The sequence below is a fragment of the Halomonas sp. CH40 genome, from assembly GCA_041875495.1.
Taxonomy (GTDB): domain Bacteria; phylum Pseudomonadota; class Gammaproteobacteria; order Pseudomonadales; family Halomonadaceae; genus Vreelandella.
Genome location: CP112982.1, coordinates 2,629,033 through 2,645,257, shown reverse-complemented (window position 1 = coordinate 2,645,257; position 16,225 = coordinate 2,629,033). Strand labels below are relative to the sequence as shown.

Annotated in this window: 16 protein-coding genes; 12 read left to right on the top strand and 4 right to left on the bottom strand. The window is 57.7% G+C overall.

From position 1 onward, the window contains the following. Positions 1-14: 14 nt before the first annotated feature. Positions 15-947 carry a LysR family transcriptional regulator gene (locus tag OR573_12210; GenBank protein XGA79260.1) on the bottom strand — a complete coding sequence of 311 codons (933 nt, stop codon included), beginning with the start codon at positions 945-947 and terminating at the stop codon, positions 15-17. A gap of 155 nt (positions 948-1,102) precedes the next feature. Here OR573_12210 and OR573_12205 point away from each other — a divergent pair, with 155 nt between their 5' ends. The 5 genes from OR573_12205 (at position 1,103) to ybaK (ending at position 6,079) form a co-directional block, all read left to right on the top strand. Beyond that, a complete protein-coding gene (locus tag OR573_12205; GenBank protein XGA79259.1) occupies positions 1,103-2,611 on the top strand; it encodes a CoA-acylating methylmalonate-semialdehyde dehydrogenase in 1,509 nt (502 codons plus the stop codon). Between the two features lie 26 nt (positions 2,612-2,637). Then, on the top strand, positions 2,638-4,308 hold the full coding sequence (locus OR573_12200; GenBank protein ID XGA79258.1) for a GMC family oxidoreductase N-terminal domain-containing protein: 1,671 nt from the start codon (positions 2,638-2,640) through the stop codon (positions 4,306-4,308). Between the two features lie 191 nt (positions 4,309-4,499). Next, positions 4,500-4,706: a cold-shock protein gene (locus tag OR573_12195; protein XGA79257.1), complete on the top strand. Its 207-nt coding sequence runs from the start codon at positions 4,500-4,502 to the stop codon at positions 4,704-4,706. Between the two features lie 200 nt (positions 4,707-4,906). Further along, positions 4,907-5,572 carry a carboxylesterase gene (locus tag OR573_12190; protein XGA79256.1) on the top strand — a complete coding sequence of 222 codons (666 nt, stop codon included), beginning with the start codon at positions 4,907-4,909 and terminating at the stop codon, positions 5,570-5,572. Between the two features lie 36 nt (positions 5,573-5,608). Next, positions 5,609-6,079 carry a Cys-tRNA(Pro) deacylase gene (gene ybaK / locus OR573_12185; protein XGA79255.1) on the top strand — a complete coding sequence of 157 codons (471 nt, stop codon included), beginning with the start codon at positions 5,609-5,611 and terminating at the stop codon, positions 6,077-6,079. Positions 6,080-6,099: 20 nt separating this feature from the next. Here ybaK and OR573_12180 read toward each other — a convergent pair whose 3' ends face one another. After that, complete coding sequence (locus OR573_12180) at positions 6,100-7,509, bottom strand: PhoH family protein (GenBank protein ID XGA79254.1); 1,410 nt, start codon at positions 7,507-7,509, stop codon at positions 6,100-6,102. A gap of 200 nt (positions 7,510-7,709) precedes the next feature. Between OR573_12180 and dbpA the strand changes: the two genes are divergently transcribed. The 5 genes from dbpA to OR573_12155 are packed head-to-tail and all read left to right on the top strand — an operon-like array spanning position 7,710 to position 13,748. Continuing rightward, positions 7,710-9,107, top strand: coding sequence for an ATP-dependent RNA helicase DbpA (gene dbpA / locus OR573_12175; protein ID XGA79253.1), 1,398 nt, complete (start codon positions 7,710-7,712; stop codon positions 9,105-9,107). 37 nt (positions 9,108-9,144) lie between these two features. Next, the gene (locus OR573_12170; GenBank protein ID XGA79252.1) at positions 9,145-10,017 is read left to right on the top strand and encodes a serine protein kinase RIO; all 873 of its coding nucleotides are present in this window, start codon (positions 9,145-9,147) and stop codon (positions 10,015-10,017) included. 45 nt (positions 10,018-10,062) lie between these two features. Further along, complete coding sequence (locus OR573_12165) at positions 10,063-11,967, top strand: ABC transporter ATP-binding protein (protein XGA79251.1); 1,905 nt, start codon at positions 10,063-10,065, stop codon at positions 11,965-11,967. 21 nt (positions 11,968-11,988) lie between these two features. Then, positions 11,989-12,996: an NAD(P)-dependent alcohol dehydrogenase gene (locus OR573_12160; GenBank protein XGA79250.1), complete on the top strand. Its 1,008-nt coding sequence runs from the start codon at positions 11,989-11,991 to the stop codon at positions 12,994-12,996. Between the two features lie 2 nt (positions 12,997-12,998). Further along, positions 12,999-13,748: a DUF429 domain-containing protein gene (locus tag OR573_12155; GenBank protein XGA79249.1), complete on the top strand. Its 750-nt coding sequence runs from the start codon at positions 12,999-13,001 to the stop codon at positions 13,746-13,748. A gap of 2 nt (positions 13,749-13,750) precedes the next feature. Here OR573_12155 and OR573_12150 read toward each other — a convergent pair whose 3' ends face one another. Together OR573_12150 and OR573_12145 are read right to left on the bottom strand one after the other, a co-directional pair. After that, positions 13,751-14,014, bottom strand: coding sequence for a DUF2442 domain-containing protein (locus OR573_12150; GenBank protein XGA79248.1), 264 nt, complete (start codon positions 14,012-14,014; stop codon positions 13,751-13,753). A gap of 67 nt (positions 14,015-14,081) precedes the next feature. Further along, complete coding sequence (locus tag OR573_12145; protein XGA79247.1) at positions 14,082-14,807, bottom strand: YebC/PmpR family DNA-binding transcriptional regulator; 726 nt, start codon at positions 14,805-14,807, stop codon at positions 14,082-14,084. A gap of 171 nt (positions 14,808-14,978) precedes the next feature. On the opposite strand from OR573_12145, the gene OR573_12140 reads away from it, so the two are divergent. Continuing rightward, on the top strand, positions 14,979-15,596 hold the full coding sequence (locus OR573_12140; GenBank protein XGA79246.1) for a LysE family translocator: 618 nt from the start codon (positions 14,979-14,981) through the stop codon (positions 15,594-15,596). 94 nt (positions 15,597-15,690) lie between these two features. Continuing rightward, a complete protein-coding gene (locus OR573_12135) occupies positions 15,691-16,179 on the top strand; it encodes a glutathione peroxidase (protein ID XGA81736.1) in 489 nt (162 codons plus the stop codon). Positions 16,180-16,225 lie beyond the last annotated feature (46 nt).

Here is a 16,225-nt window from a genome sequence, read left to right as displayed (position 1 = left end):
CTTATGGATAAGTTTCATGGCTGACAGTTCCCGCCAGCGCCAGAAAAGCTAAGCGTCCAGACATCCTCAAGCGTATTGAGGGCCGTTTCAATAGCCGGCTCTGCCTGACGTTCGCGCTTCCAGATAAAACTGAGCGCGCAGGGTAAGCGCACATTCTGGGCAACGCACAGACCGCTTTCCTGGCGCTCGGCCATAGCCAGAGCATCCCGCGCCAGGCTGAGTCCGACACCCGCTCGAACCAGATCCAGCATGCAGGCTTCCTGATCCACCTGAGCGACCCGGTTGGGCACGGCATTATGGGCGGCCATCACCTTGCCAAGCAGGCGGTGGTGAACTGAATCCGCCGGAGTGACAATCCACGGCAGGCGGGCCATTTGCTCCCAGCGGGTATCCACCAGGCGGCTTTCCCAGCCAGGTGGGGCAACGACGTGATAGTCAAAGTGGGTCAGCTCACGGTGGGCAAGCGTCGGGTGCTGGTGCCCAGTGCCCTCGCCGGGTGGGGCCAGGTAGAAACCGACGTCCAGGCGACCCGCTTCCACATGGCCCAGCACGTTGCCACTCATGCCGTGATGCAACTCGGTTTCAAGCTGGGGCGCACGGGCCATCAGACGGCGTAAAAAGCCCCCCAGGCGAATGAATTCCGGGTCAACAATGGTGCCGATTTTCAGCTGTTCACGCACCGTGTTATGAAGGGCCTGTGCGGTTTGCAAAAAGGCGCTGGCGCTGGCAAGGGCCTGCTCCGCAGCGGGCAGCAGGGCCATACCGTCTGCTGTGAGCGCCAACCCTTGGGGGCGGCGCTGAAACAGGCTAAGCCCCAACTGCTCCTGCAACTGCTTAAGCTTGAGGCTAACCGCTGGCTGGGTCAGGTGCAGTTGTAGGGCCGCACGAGAGACGCTGCCGGTGCGCGCGACGGCGACAAAGGCGCGTAAGCTGCCTAAATCATGCATCGCATCTCCTCTAAGTCAGTGATATTAGAAAATCTTATATCTAGTTTTTGAATAACTTAATTGATCGTGGCGTTAAGTCGGCTAATCTAGCCATAAAGCGGCATTTTGTCGCTAGGTTTCAGGCAAGGCTTAAATAAATTTTATAAGAGGGCGCCATGACAGTATCCATTAACCATTACATCGACGGCCAGCGTAGCGCAGGTGAAAATGCCCAGACGCAGCCGGTGTTCAACCCTGCTACAGGTGAAGTGAGCGGTCAGGTGGTGTTGGCCAGCCCCCAGGATGTGGACAGCGCCGTTAACGCTGCTCAGGCTGCCTTTCCTGCTTGGGCGGATACCCCACCCATTCGTCGGGCGCGGGTGATGTTCCGTTTTCTGGAGCTGCTGAACGCTCATAAGGATGAGCTGGCCGAAGCAATCACCAAGGAGCACGGCAAGGTGTTTACCGATGCTCAGGGCGAAGTGGCGCGCGGAATTGATATTGTCGAGTTTGCCTGTGGCATTCCGCAATTGCTCAAGGGTGACTACACCGAGCAGGTCAGCACCGGGATTGATAACTGGACCATGCGCCAGCCGCTAGGTGTAGTAGCGGGTATTACGCCGTTCAACTTCCCCGTTATGGTGCCGATGTGGATGTTCCCGGTCGCGATTGCCACCGGTAATACCTTTATCCTCAAGCCCAGCCCCCTGGACCCCAGCGCCTCGCTGATGATGGCTGATCTGCTCAAGCAGGCAGGGCTACCGGATGGCGTTTTCAACGTGGTGCAGGGCGACAAGGACAGCGTTGAAGCGCTGATTGATCATCCGTATGTCAAAGCGCTGTCGTTTGTCGGCTCAACCCCGATTGCCAATCTGATCTACGAGCGCGGCGCCAAGCATGGCAAGCGCGTTCAGGCGTTGGGCGGAGCCAAGAATCATATGGTCGTCATGCCGGATGCCAACATGGATAAAGCCGTGGATGCCTTGATTGGCGCTGCCTACGGCTCCGCAGGCGAGCGTTGCATGGCGATCAGCGTGGCGGTGCTGGTCGGCGATGTCGCCGATGGCGTTGTGGCTCAGCTGGCGGAGCGTGCCAAGGCGCTGAAAGTAAAAGACGGCATGCAGCTGGATGCAGAAATGGGCCCAATTGTCACTCGTCAGGCCCATGAGCGGATTACCGGCTACATCAACAAGGGCGTGGAAGAGGGCGCCGAGCTGGTCGTGGATGGCCGCGACTTTGATGCCGCGCAAACCGGCGAAGGTTGTGCCGATGGCTTCTGGATGGGCGGTACCCTGTTTGACCACGTCACCCCCGAGATGACTATCTATAAAGAAGAGATTTTCGGCCCCGTGCTGGTCTGTGTGCGCGTGCCGGATATCGCCACGGCGATTCAGCTGATCAACGATCACGAGTTCGGCAATGGCGTCAGCTGCTTTACCGAAAGCGGTAACGTCGCCCGTGAATTTGGCCGCCGCATCCAGGTGGGTATGGTTGGCATCAATGTGCCCATTCCGGTACCCATGGCCTGGCACGGTTTTGGCGGCTGGAAGCGTTCCCTGTTTGGCGATATGCATGCCTATGGGGAAGAGGGCGTGCGTTTCTACACCAAGCAGAAATCCATCATGCAGCGCTGGTCAGATTCCATTGACGCGGGTGCTGAATTTGTGATGCCAACGGCTAAGTAACGCCGCTACGTTACGGGAGCCTGTTCATGTCTCATTCTGCCAACAATAATTTTGACTATATCGTGATCGGCGCAGGCACCGCGGGGTGTCTGCTGGCCAATCGCCTGAGTGCCAACCCGGATAATAAAGTGCTGCTGATTGAAGCGGGTGGGCCGGATAACTACCACTGGATTCATATTCCCGTGGGTTATCTGTACTGCATCAACAACCCGCGCACGGATTGGCTGTTTCGTACCGAGCCCGACAAAGGGCTCAACGGCCGTTCACTGATTTACCCACGTGGCAAAACCCTGGGCGGCTGCTCCAGCATCAACGGTATGCTTTATCTGCGCGGCCAGGCGCGGGATTACGACCACTGGGCCGAGCTGGCCGGTGATGACGCCTGGCGCTGGGATAACTGTCTGCCCGACTTCATGAAACACGAGAATCACTACCGGTTGGACGCAGATGGCGAAGGCGATGGCGATAGCGAGCACCGCCGCTATCACGGCCACGGCGGTGAATGGCGGATTGAGAAACAACGCTTAAGCTGGCAAGTGCTGGATGACTTTGCCGAGGCGGCAGTGCAAGCGGGTATTCCGCGCACCGAAGACTTCAACCGCGGTGACAACGAAGGCGTCAACTACTTCGAGGTCAACCAGCGCAAAGGCTGGCGCTGGAATACCTCCAAGGCATTTCTACGGCCGATCAAACAGCGCTCCAACCTGACGATCTGGCACTCCACTCACGTCAACCGGCTGCTGTTCGAGTCTCACGAAGACACACCGCGCTGCACAGGGGCAGAGCTGCTGCGTGAAGGCAACACCTTGAAGGTGACCGCCAGCAAGGAAGTGGTATTGAGCGCTGGCGCCATCGGCTCGCCGCAGATTCTGCAGCTTTCCGGGATTGGTGCGCCCGAGCTATTAAAGCAGCACGGCATTGACGTGGTGTCAGCGCTCCCCGGGGTGGGCGAAAACCTCCAGGATCACCTGCAGATTCGCTCGGTATATAAGGTAAAAGGGGCCAAAACGCTCAACACCATGGCCAACTCCCTGGTAGGCAAAGCCAAGATCGGCCTGGAATACGTGCTGAAGCGTTCAGGCCCGATGAGCATGGCACCTTCCCAGCTATGTATCTTTACCCGCAGTTCGGATGACTACCAGCATGCCAATATCGAATACCACGTTCAGCCGCTAAGTCTGGAGGCGTTTGGCCAACCGCTGCACAGTTTTCCAGCGATTACCGCCAGCGTGTGCAACCTCAACCCCACCAGCCGTGGCCGCGTGCAGATTAAAAGCCGCGACCCGCAAGCTGCGCCGGCCATCGAGCCTAACTACTTGAGCACCGCCGAAGACCGCAAGGTAGCCGCAGACTCGCTGCGGGTCACCCGGCGCATTGCCGAGCAGCAGGCCTTCGCCAAGTACCAGCCGGAAGAGTTCAAACCAGGGCTTGAATACCAGAGTGACGACGACCTGGCCAAGCTGGCGGGGGATATTGGCACCACCATCTTTCACCCGGTGGGAACGGCGAAAATGGGCCGCGACGACGACCCGACAGCCGTGGTGGATTCAAAACTGCGTGTGAGAGGAGTGACTAGCTTAAGGGTGGTAGATGCCAGCATCATGCCCACCATTACCAGTGGCAACACCAACTCGCCGACCTTGATGATCGCCGAAAAAGCAGCGGGGTGGATGATGGATGACGCTTCACCTGCCTGACATTTTTTAACCTTGATGTTGACGTGCGTTTTATTTGAGCGCACCATGAGTGAAGTAGGTTAGCAAGTCAAACGTTGTCAGCAGTATTAAGGCGCCTTTAGCGTTGAGTCTGGTGAAAGGTTCTTGTTCTACCCACTGCAATTCGGGTATTACCCCGGCTTAATTAATTCGCTTTATCGAGGATTTCGATCATGGCAACTGGTACCGTCAAGTGGTTCAACGACACTAAAGGCTTCGGCTTCATTTCTCCGGAAGACAACGGCGACGACTTGTTCGTACACTTCTCCGAAATTCAGGCTGACGGCTTCAAATCTCTGCAGGACGGCCAAAAGGTTTCTTTTGACGTGACTCAGGGCAAGAAAGGCCTTCAGGCTTCTAACGTCAAGGTTGAGAGCTAAGCTCTAATCCAGACGTTATTCGCTAGCTTCAAGGCTAGCGTGTCAAAAACCCCGCTAAGGCGGGGTTTTTTGTGTCTGTGCTTTTTGATTTTTCATCAATGGGATACAGCCAATTAACTGTATGTCAGCGATCAGTCTTCGGCTCGCTGTTGGTGTCACTTTACGCTAATCTGTAGCCTTTGATTTTTAAGGAGTTGGAAATGAGCGAGCCGGGTGAGTTGATTATTGAACCCAAAAACGGGCAGCCTGCGAATGCCTGTGTGTTTATTCTGCATGGCCTGGGCGCCGATGGGCATGATTTTGAACCGCTGGTGCCAGCACTTTCGCTGCCCAAGGATGCCAATGTCCGCTTTATTATGCCCCACGCGCCGCGCCTGGCGGTGACCATCAACGGTGGTATGGTGATGCCCGCCTGGTACGATATTCTCGCCATGGATCTGGATCGGCGAGTGGATGAAGGTCAGCTCAAGGCATCTGCTGAACGCATTCAGGGCTTGATTCGCGAGCAGATGGAGCAGGGCATTGATAGTCGCCGCATCATCATGGCCGGGTTCTCCCAGGGCGGGGCGGTGGCCTATCATGCAACCCTGTCTTTCCCGGAACCGCTGGGCGGTCTGCTGGCGCTGTCGACGTATTTGGCGACCGCTGACAGCATCGAGTTGGCCGATGCCAACCGGGATATCGAGATTGAAGTGCATCATGGCAACTTCGACCCGGTTGTGCCCGAAAGCCTGGGCCGCAGTGGGGCAGACCGTCTCAAGGGCTTGGGTTATAGTGTCAATTATCGCCAATACCCCATGGCCCATGCGCTTTGCCCCCAACAGGTCAGTGATATTGGCCAATGGCTGACGCAGCGTTTAAGCTAAAGGTTATTGACGCCTGCCTGTCGGAGAACAGCCATCATGACGCCTGCCCTAGAGCAAGCCAGAACTGCTGGAATTGCCTGTACCCTGCATGAATACCTGCATGATCCAGGCGCTGCCTCCTACGGGTTGGAAGCCGCAGAGAAGCTCGGTCTGCCGCCGGAGCAGGTGTTCAAGACCTTGATAGTCAAGCTGGATGGCAAGCAACTGGCGGTTGGTATTCTGCCGGTGACCCAGCAGCTCAGTCTGAAGCAGATTGCCAAGGCAGCTGGTGCCAAGAAGGCCGTGATGGCCGACCCCGCTGAAGTAGAGCGCGTCACCGGTTACGTGCTGGGGGGCGTCAGCCCGCTGGGGCAAAAAAAGCGCCTTGCCACCTTTATAGATGAAACTGCTCAGCAGCATGCGACGATTCACGTCAGCGCCGGGCGCCGGGGGCTTGAAATCGAGCTGGCGCCGGGCGACCTGGCCGCCCTGACCGATGCACGCTTTGTGCCACTGGCGATGAATTAATGCCGCCTACCCGCGTTGATTCATAGAAGGTCTTCAGCAGCCAGTGCCAGGCGTGAACGCTCCACCCCCTTGAGGGTAATGTGGCCGGCATGAGGCCACTCTTTAAAGCGCTCAACCACCGCCGCCAGCCCACAGGTGTTAGCAGTCAGGTAAGGCGTATCTATTTGTCCAACATTACCCAGACAGACAATTTTGGTATTACGACCGGCACGGGTGATCAGTGATTTGAGCTGTTTCGGGGTGAAGTTCTGCGCCTCATCAATAATCAGAAACGTATCGTTAAGAGTACGTCCACGCATAAAGCTTGGGGAACGTATCTGTACTCGTGAGCCGATCAACTGCCGGGTTGCTCCGTTGTCCCAGCTGGACTCTCCCTCTTCGTTGCGCATCAGGTTATCCATATTGTCGTGGAAGGCGCCCATCCATGGCGACATCTTCTCTTCCTCAGTGCCAGGTAGAAAACCGATATCTTCGCCAATGGGTATAGGTGCACGGGTGAACACAATGCGCTCGAACTGGCGAGTATCCAGAGTCTGTTGGAACGCAGCAGCAAGGGTCATGAAGGTCTTGCCTGTGCCTGCATTACCGGCAATGGTGACCAGATCAATGGCTGGGTCCATCAACAGATTAAGGGTGAAATTCTGGCGGCTATCATGAGCATGTACGCCCCACACGGTAGCATGATGGCGGAAATTGGTGAGAAGCTGTAGGCGCGCAAAAGTAGGTAAAACCTCGCGTACAATGGCTTCGAAGTTGGCATCACCTTCGTTGTCTGAAATCAGTATACCCGGATGCCAGTGATCGGGAATCTCGCCAGTCAAATGATAAAACGTCGAGTGTTCAACGCGATCCACACTGACATCTACATTAAGGTTTTCCCAGAGTCGGGTGCCTGGCTGGCCAGAAGCGGTATACACTTCGGCCCCCTCGATCATGGCATCGTTGTCTGCAAAGGCGCGATCATTAAAGTAATCTTCAACGGGAATTTTCAGCGCCGTTGCTTTAATGCGTAGGTTGATGTCCTTGGTCACCAGGATGACAGAGGCATCCGGACGTTCATCGCGTAGCCGACAGGTCTCAGCCAGAATCTTGTTATCCGGGCTGCTTTCGAGTGGGTCAATGGCTTTCAGATCGCTGTAGCACAGAAAGTGAAGACGTCCCGGATCTCCATTGATGCGCGGGATCGGGATTCCCTTTGTTATCTGGCTGAAAGTGGCTTGGCTGGTCAGGTCAGATAGGGTGCGGCTGATCTGCCTTGCCGTGCGGGCAATCTCTCGGGTGCCATTCTTGTGTTTGTCCAGTTCCTCGAGCACTGTCATGGGTATAACGACATCATGCTCATCAAAATGATAAAGTGAACCCGGGTCATGAATAAGCACGTTGGTGTCTAATACGTAGAGCCTAATCGCTTTTTTATCGAATCTTACCATTGCGGGCGTGACTCCTAAGTTGACGGCATCTATGACCTTGTCAGATAAAGTTGACGATCCGATGTCAGCTGTCGGCTTTCGCACAACGTCAAGTTCTGCTTGCAGTAATTGATCCTGTCAGCACAGCAGACGCCACCACTTTCTGGTATGGTGCCTTATACTATCGGTTTGCTGGGCCAACCACCCCTTCAGGAAAATTCGTGTCTGACTCTTCTTTTGCATCGCTTGCGCTATCTTCTGCGCTATTAACCAATCTGGATTCCCTCGGCTATTACGCCATGACCCCGGTACAGGCCGAGAGTCTGCCACCCATGTTGGCGGGGCGTGATGTATTGGCCCAGGCCAAAACCGGCTCGGGCAAGACAGCGGCCTTCGGGCTTGCGCTGCTGGAAGGGTTGCGCCTTGATGCCTTTGCCGTGCAGGGTTTGGTACTGTGCCCCACCCGGGAGCTGGCGGATCAGGTGGCTGAGGAGCTGCGCCGGCTAGCCCGCGGTCTGCCCAACGTCAAAGTACTGACACTCTGCGGCGGCGCGGCCTTTGGGCCGCAGCTGGCGTCTCTGGAGCATGGCGCGCATATTGTGGTGGGCACCCCGGGGCGGATTGACGAGCATTTACGCAGGGGCTCGCTGACCCTTGGCTCGCTGGCTACCCTGGTACTGGATGAAGCCGACCGCATGCTGGATATGGGCTTTCAGGTCACCATCGACGATATCATTGCCGAGACACCGCCCGACCGTCAGACGCTGCTGTTCAGCGCAACCTTCCCGGATGAGCAGGCTTCAGGCGGTCTGGCGACCATGACTCGCGGCGTGATGCGTGACCCTGTGAGCGTCAAGGTGGAAGAGGTGCACGATGCCACCACCATAGAGCAGCACTTTTTCGAAGTAGCCAGCGAAGAGGCGCGTTTTGCCGCGCTAAAACAGCTGCTGCTGGTGTATCGACCGGCCACCAGCGTGGTGTTCTGCAACACCAAGCGTGAAACCCAGGCGGTTGCCGACCAGTTGACCCAGGCTGGTTTCAGCGCCGTGGCGCTTAACGGTGATCTGGAGCAGAAAGACCGTGACCGCCGACTGGTGTTGTTTGCCAATCAGAGCGCCTCGATTCTGGTCGCCACCGACGTGGCCGCCCGCGGGCTGGATATTGCCCAGCTGGATGCGGTCTTCAACTATCAGATTGCCCGCGAACTGGATATCCATGTCCACCGGGTAGGGCGCACTGGCCGCGCAGGCGCCAGCGGTATTGCCTGTACCCTGGTCACCCCCAAGGAGCAGTATCGTCTGGAGCGCCTGGAAGGCCTGCTGGAACAGCCGATTACCACCGAGCCCCTGCCCAAACCAAAAAGCTCAGTGCCGTTTGAGCCGCCCATGGCGACCCTACAGTTGGCGGGCGGTAAAAAAGACAAACTGCGCCCCGGCGACATTCTGGGCGCCCTGACCGGTGAGGACGGGTTGCGCGGCGATCAGGTCGGCAAGATCAAGGTGCTGGCGCGCAGTGCCTATGTGGCCGTGGCCAGCAGCGCCATTCAACAGGCCCAGGACAAGCTGGAACGCGACAGAATCAAGGGCCGCGCCTTCCGCGTGCGCCGCATACGCCATTAATGCTCACGCTGTCATACAGGAGCTATCTCAGCACGTTATGAAAACCCCGAAACGATTACAACCACTCTTGGATGATGGCCTCATTGATGAAGTGTTGACCCAGCTGATGAGCGGCAAGGAAGCCCAGGTCTACGTAGTACGCTGTGGCAATGAAGTGCGCTGTGCCAAGGTGTTCAAAGAGGCCAAGCAGCGCAGCTTCAAGCAGGCGGTGCAGTACCAGGAAGGGCGCAAGGAGCGCAACAGCCGCCGGGCGCGGGCGATGGCCAAGAAAACCCGTTACGGCCAGAAAGAGCAGGAACAGGCCTGGCTCAGCGCCGAAGTGGACGCCCTTTATCGGCTGGCCGCTGCGGATGTGCGAGTGCCCAAGCCCTATGGGTTTGTGGATGGTGTGCTGCTGATGGAAATGATCACCGAGGCCGATGGCCATGTGGCCCCGCGTCTGGATGATGTCATCCTGACCCATGAACAGGCCCTGGCCTACCACGCCAAGGTGATTGAGGATGTGGTCAAGATGCTCTGCGCCGGGCTGATCCATGGCGACCTGTCCGAGTTCAATGTGCTGGTGGATGCCGATGGCCCGGTGATTATCGACTTACCCCAGGCCGTGGATGCCGCCGGCAATAACAGCGCCGAAGCCATGCTGGAGCGCGACGTCAACAATATGCGCGCCTATTTTGGCCGCTTCGCGCCGGAGCTGCTCGACACCCACTACGCCAAGGAAATGTGGGCCCTGTACGAATCCGGTGAGCTGCACCCCGATCGCCAGCTGACCGGGTATTTCGAGCTGGATAGCCATATCGCCGACGTTGACGAACTGATGGAAGTGATTGACGACGCCAAGGAAGAAGAAGCCGAACGCCAGGCGCGCATACGCGGCGGCGACGATGACCCGGATGCCCCCAGCTATTGAGCGGCAAGCGAGCCCTGTCAACACGCATCCACACGAGGCACTAGCATGCTCAAACGCCTGATGACCGCCGCCTTCGATTACTTCGAATCGCGGGTCAACCCCTACCCGGATGATGAAGTGACAACCCCGCCCCAGGGGTTGTTTGCATTTATCTGGCACTTTACCCGCCCAGTCTGGCCGCTTCTGCTGATCATGTCCGTGTTGACGGCGCTGGTGTCGGCCGCCGAGGTGGTGTTCTTCAGCACCATGGGCAAGCTGGTGGACTGGCTGGGCGAGGTGGAGCGCGCGGATTTTTGGGCCGCCAACGGTGGCTGGCTGGTGGGCACCGGGGTTGCCGTGCTGATTGGCCTGCCGCTGCTGGTGCTCGGGCAGGCACTGATTACCCACCAGAGCATTTTCGGCAACTACCCGATGATTGGCCGCTGGCTTTCCCACCGCCATATGCTTGGCCAGAGCCTGGCTTTCTATCAGGATGAATTTGCCGGGCGCGTCTCGCAAAAGGTCATGCAGACAGCCCTGGCGATCCGCGAAACCGTCACCAAGGTGATGGATCTGATGGTCTACGCCATCGTCTATTTTACTGGCGCGGTCTACCTGCTGGCCCAGGCAGACCTGTGGCTGGTGCTGCCCCTGGGTCTGTGGCTGGTGGGCTATCTGGCCATCATGCGCTATTTCATCCCCCGCCTGCGCGATATCTCCATGGCCCAGGCGGATGCCCGCGCCCAGATGACCGGCCGGGTGGTGGATAGCTACAGCAATATCCAGACCATCAAGCTGTTTGCCGATACCCAGCGTGAACTCGGCTACGCCAAGGACGCCATGCAGGGCTTTATGGACACGGTGCATCGCCAGATGCGTCTGGTCACCCTGCTGAGTGTGGTGATGACGCTGCTCAATACGCTGCTGCTGGTGGGTATGGCGGCCATGGTGATCACCACCTGGTATTTTGAGGTGATTTCGCTGGGCGTGCTGGCCATCGCCATTGCCCTGGTGATGCGGGTGCGCTTTATGTCCGACTGGATCCTGTGGGAAGTGGCGGGCCTGTTTGAAAACATCGGTACCGTGCAGGATGGCATGAATACCATCGCCCAGGAGCCGACGGTCAAGGAAGCGCCCAATGCCCAGGCGTTAAAGGTGCCCCAGGGCAGGATCATCTTTGACAGCCTGCGCTTTGAGTACGCCCAGGCCAAGGGCGAGACCAAGAACGTCTTTGATGGCTTCAGCCTGAGCATCGCACCCGGTGAGAAAATCGGTCTGATTGGCCGCTCAGGTGCGGGTAAATCGACCCTGGCCAATCTGCTGCTGCGTTTTTACGACCTGCAGGGCGGGCGCATCCTGATTGATGGCCAGAATATTGCCGAAGTCACTCAGGAGTCATTGCGCCACCAGATCGGCATGGTCACTCAGGATACCTCGCTGCTGCACCGTTCGCTGCGCGACAACATCCGCTATGGCAGCCCGCAAGCCACGGATGAGGATATCTGGCAGGCGGTGCGCCGCGCCCACGCTGACAGCTTTATCAATGAGCTGGTTGACCCCAAGGGGCGGCGCGGCCTGGATGCCCACGTGGGCGAGCGGGGCGTCAAGCTCTCTGGCGGCCAGCGCCAGCGGATTGCCATTGCCCGAGTGCTGCTCAAGAACGCGCCGATTCTGGTGCTGGATGAAGCGACCTCCGCGCTGGATTCCGAAGTCGAAGCCGCTATTCAAGAGCAGCTCGAAACCCTGATGGAAGGTAAGACCGTTATCGCCATTGCTCACCGCCTATCGACCATTGCCATGCTCGACCGTTTGATTGTCGTAGATGAAGGGCGCATGGTTGAAAGCGGCACCCATCAGGAGCTGCTGGCCAGAAACGGTATCTATGCGCGCCTATGGCAGCGCCAGTCCGGTGGCTTTATCGGCCTTGATGTGAGCGACGATAGTCCCCATGTAAGTCAGACAGATGCATAAACGTTCAACAGGAGATCAAGCATGCAAGCGATTCATCTCAAGCAGCCCGGCGGGCTGGACAACCTGACCCTTGCCGATATCGCCGCCCCCGGTGAGCCAGGCCCAGGGGAAATCCGCGTTCGTCTGCATGCCAGTTCGCTCAACTTTCATGACTACGCTGTCGCCGCGGGCATGATTCCCACCGAGGAAAACCGCATTCCCATGTCGGATGGTGCGGGTATCGTCGACGCTGTGGGCGAGGGCGTCAGTGAATTTGCCGTCGGCGATGCGGTGGTTTCGACGTTTTTCCCCGGCTGGCTGGAAGGCCCGGCTCGGGTGGCGGATTTTCGCACCACGCCGGGGGATGGCGTTGAAGGCTATGCCCGCGAGCAGGTGGTGGCACCGGTCACTTCCTTTACCCATCAGCCCGAAGGCTATAGTCACGCCGAATCCGCGACCCTGACCACCGCAGGACTGACTGCCTGGCGCGCCCTGGTGGTGGATGGCGGTATCAAGGCCGGTGACACCGTGCTGGTGCTGGGCACCGGCGGCGTCTCGATCTTTGCCCTGCAGTTTGCCCAGATGATGGGCGCCCGGGTGATTGCCACCTCGTCCTCCGATGAAAAGCTTGAACGCCTGAAAGAACTGGGTGCCGAGCACGTCATCAACTACAAGACTACGCCTGAATGGGGCAAGGCGGTGCTTGAGCTGACCAACGGCGAAGGCGTGGATCACATCGTTGAAGTGGGCGGCCCTGGCACACTGCCGCAATCCATTGATGCGGTGAAAATTGGTGGGCACATCGCCCTGATCGGCATTCTCACCGGCCGCCAGGGGGATGTGCCGACCATCAAGCTGATGGCCAAGCAGGCCACTCTGAAAGGCCTGATTGTCGGTAGCCGTCGCGACCAGATAGAGATGATTCGTGCGATTAACGCCAACGGCCTGAAACCGATCATCGACCGTGAGTTCCCCCTGGCTGAAATCGCCGATGCCTTCCGCCATCAGGAATCCGGCAAGCACTTCGGCAAGATCTGCCTGACGTTCTGAGCATGCCCGCGCAGATACTCTACCTGGGCTGGGATGTGGGCGGCTGGAACTGCGACAAAAACCCGGCCAGCCGGGATGCGCTGGTGATTGTCGATCAATCGCTAGCACTGGTCGGCCAGCCCTGGCGAGGCAACCTGCGCGAAACTTTGAACGCCGCCACCACGCCGCGGGAGCTGATTAACCGGCTGCTGGCATTCTGCCAGCAGCCAGCCCGTGGCGACGAACAGCTAGTGATGGCGATTGATACGCCCCTGGCGTTTCCTCAAGCCCTGCTGGCGCTGTGCCAAGGCAAGCCGGTGGCGGAACTGGGCAGCTCACAGGATAACCCCTACCTATACCGCGAAACGGAACGTTGGCTGTTTGCCCGTGGCGTGACGCCGCTATCACCGATCAAGGACATGATTGGCAGCCAGGCCACCAAGGGAATGCATCTGCTGGCGCGTTTTGCACCGCAAATCATTACCTGCGGCCAGTGGCAGAGCCACTGCGGGGCCATCACGGCGGTGGAAGGCTATCCCTCGCCAGCCAAGCGTTCCCGGCACTTCAAGGCGCTGCGAGAACGCTGCCAATTGGGCGACTGGGAAGAAGCGTTGCACTCACCCAAACCCCGCCAGCAGGACCTCCAGGACGCCTGGTTATGCGCCCTGGTCGCCTGGAGCCTCAACCACGCCCCCGACAACCTGGCCTGGCCACCCACTAACATGCCCAACGCAGAAGGCTGGATCTTTGTGCCCGAGGATGCGTTGCTTTAACGTTATGCGAAGGCTGAATGGCATTCGCCATCAATAGGCTGTAACCCTGAAATCAATGTCTCTGGTGCTATGTCTTGTTCATTAGGCCAGGTGACCGCACCAAAAACGATGCCTACCTGAGCAAAGTAGGCGGTATTTTTAAGTTCTTTGAAAACGCCATGTTCAAGATAAGGCGACACGTCAAAATAGCCGCATCGGCCATCTTTCAGCTCAACATAAATTCGATAATTATCCATTGGACGGACATCTATTACATCCCAATACATAATCACCTCACAGTGGATCTATCTTGTATAAGGGTTCACCAGCCGTGGCCAAACTCCAGTCAGTGGGTTAATTACTCTGAAACTCGCCGCTGTGATAAACGTTCTGGACATCATCCAGATCGTTGAGCATATCGAGCATCTTCTCAAACATGGCCACGTCATCGCCTTCCACCGGGGTAGTGGTTTGCGGTAGGAACTGGATTTCATCCATCTCGAAATCGATTTCACCGAAGGTATCCAACAGCGCCTGCTTGGCCTTGGCGTAATCCGTATGCGGCGCGTAGACGGTAATCTTTCCGTCTTCTTGCTCGATGTCGGTAACATCCACATCGGCTTCCATCAGGGTTTCCAGCACCGCCTCTTCGTCTTCACCGGCAAAGGTGAAAATGGCGCAGTGATCAAACATATGGCTGACGCTGCCGGGGGTGCCAATCTTGCTCTTGGTCTTGGTGAAGCAGCCGCGCACATCCCCGAAGGTACGGTTGGGGTTATCGGTCAGGCACTCCACAATCACCATGACATTGCCCGGCCCGAAGCCTTCATAGCGGGCGGGTGAAAAGTCTTCACCGCCGGCGCCGCTGGCCTTATCAAGGGCTTTATCAATCACATGGGAAGGCACCTGATCCTTCTTGGCGCGCTCGATCAGGCCGCGCAGGCTCAGGTTAGCCTGTGGGTCGGTGCCGCCCGCCTTAGCGCAGACGTAAATTTCGCGCCCGTATTTGCTGTAAACCTTGGTTTTCGCATCGGCCGTCTTGGCCATGGATTCTTTACGGTTCTGAAACGCCCTACCCATAGTACAGTCCTGTGTTGGTTGATTTATCGCTGCCCGGTCGTATCAAATATTGCTGGGGCGCCACGTTAAAAAGCACGATTTTACGCCACAAGCGGTTAGGCTAACAGCGTTATTGCGCGTGCTTTGCGCTAGACTGTGCGACCCGTTTGCCATCACCCAAGGAGATACCCCATGCCATTTACCCTATGGATGTCGCTGGCCGCTATCTGTGCCATGGGGGCTATGTCACCCGGGCCAAGCCTGGCCCTGGTGCTACGCCACACCCTGGGTGGCGGGCGTTTGCCGGGCGTCACCGCCGGTATCTTCCATGCCTTCGGCGTGGGCTTCTATGCGCTTTTGACCGTATTAGGGCTGGGCGCCCTGATGGCGCGCTTTCCGCTGGCATTCCAGCTGGTGACCTGGGGTGGGGCGGCCTACCTGGCCTGGCTGGGCATCAAGGCCCTTCAGGCAGGGCGTTCGGGGGGCATTCAGGCCGGAGCTGCCCTCACTACTACGGCTCAGGCCGCCCGTGAAGGCGTGCTGGTGGCATTGGGCAACCCCAAACTGATCCTGTTTTTTGTGGCGCTTTTGAGCCAATTTGTATCGCCGGAGATGAGCGTCACTGCAAAAGCAATTATCGTACTGACGGCAATGATCATTGATGGCGGCTGGTATGTGCTGGTGGCGCTGGTGCTTTCGCATTCACGAGTGCTGCCCTGGCTGCAGCAGCGCGCCCACTGGATCAACCGGATCACCGGCGTCATGCTGATAGCGTTGGCGCTGCGTGTAGTCACTGGCCCGCTTTGGTAAGAATCAGAGGTGGCGCCGTGTTGTGCTGCATGGCAAGGTATCAACAGATGATTTTCTTGTGCCCTGGGGTACTGTCAACGCTAACGAGGTGGCCATGTCGCTATACGATCAGGATTGTTATACCCATCTCGGCGAGCCTTTCAACCTGCGCGTGCTGCGCGGACAGGTCTTGCTGATCGTTAATGTAGCAAGCAAGTGCGGCTTTACCCCGCAGCTTAAGGAGTTGGAAGCCCTTTACCAGCGCTATCGTGATCACGGGTTCACCGTGCTGGGTTTTCCGTGTAATCAGTTTGGCCGCCAGTCACCGGAAAGTGCCAAGGACTTCTGCGCTTTTGGGGAGGAAAACTACGGGGTGACGTTTCCACTAATGGAAAAAGTCGACGTTAACGGTCGCCACACCCATCCATTGTTTGAACACCTCAAGAAAGAAGCGCCAGGCGTGATGGGCACCCGCAGCATCAAATGGAATTTCACCAAGTTCCTGGTCAGCCGCGATGGCCGGGTGATTGCCCGCTTCGGCCCCAAGGATCACGGCCCAGCTCTACGCCAAGCCCTTGAACAGGCACTGGATGAGCCGTTTTGAGCTTATAAAATAAAAAGGGGTCAGATCCAAATTAATTGTGCCGTTT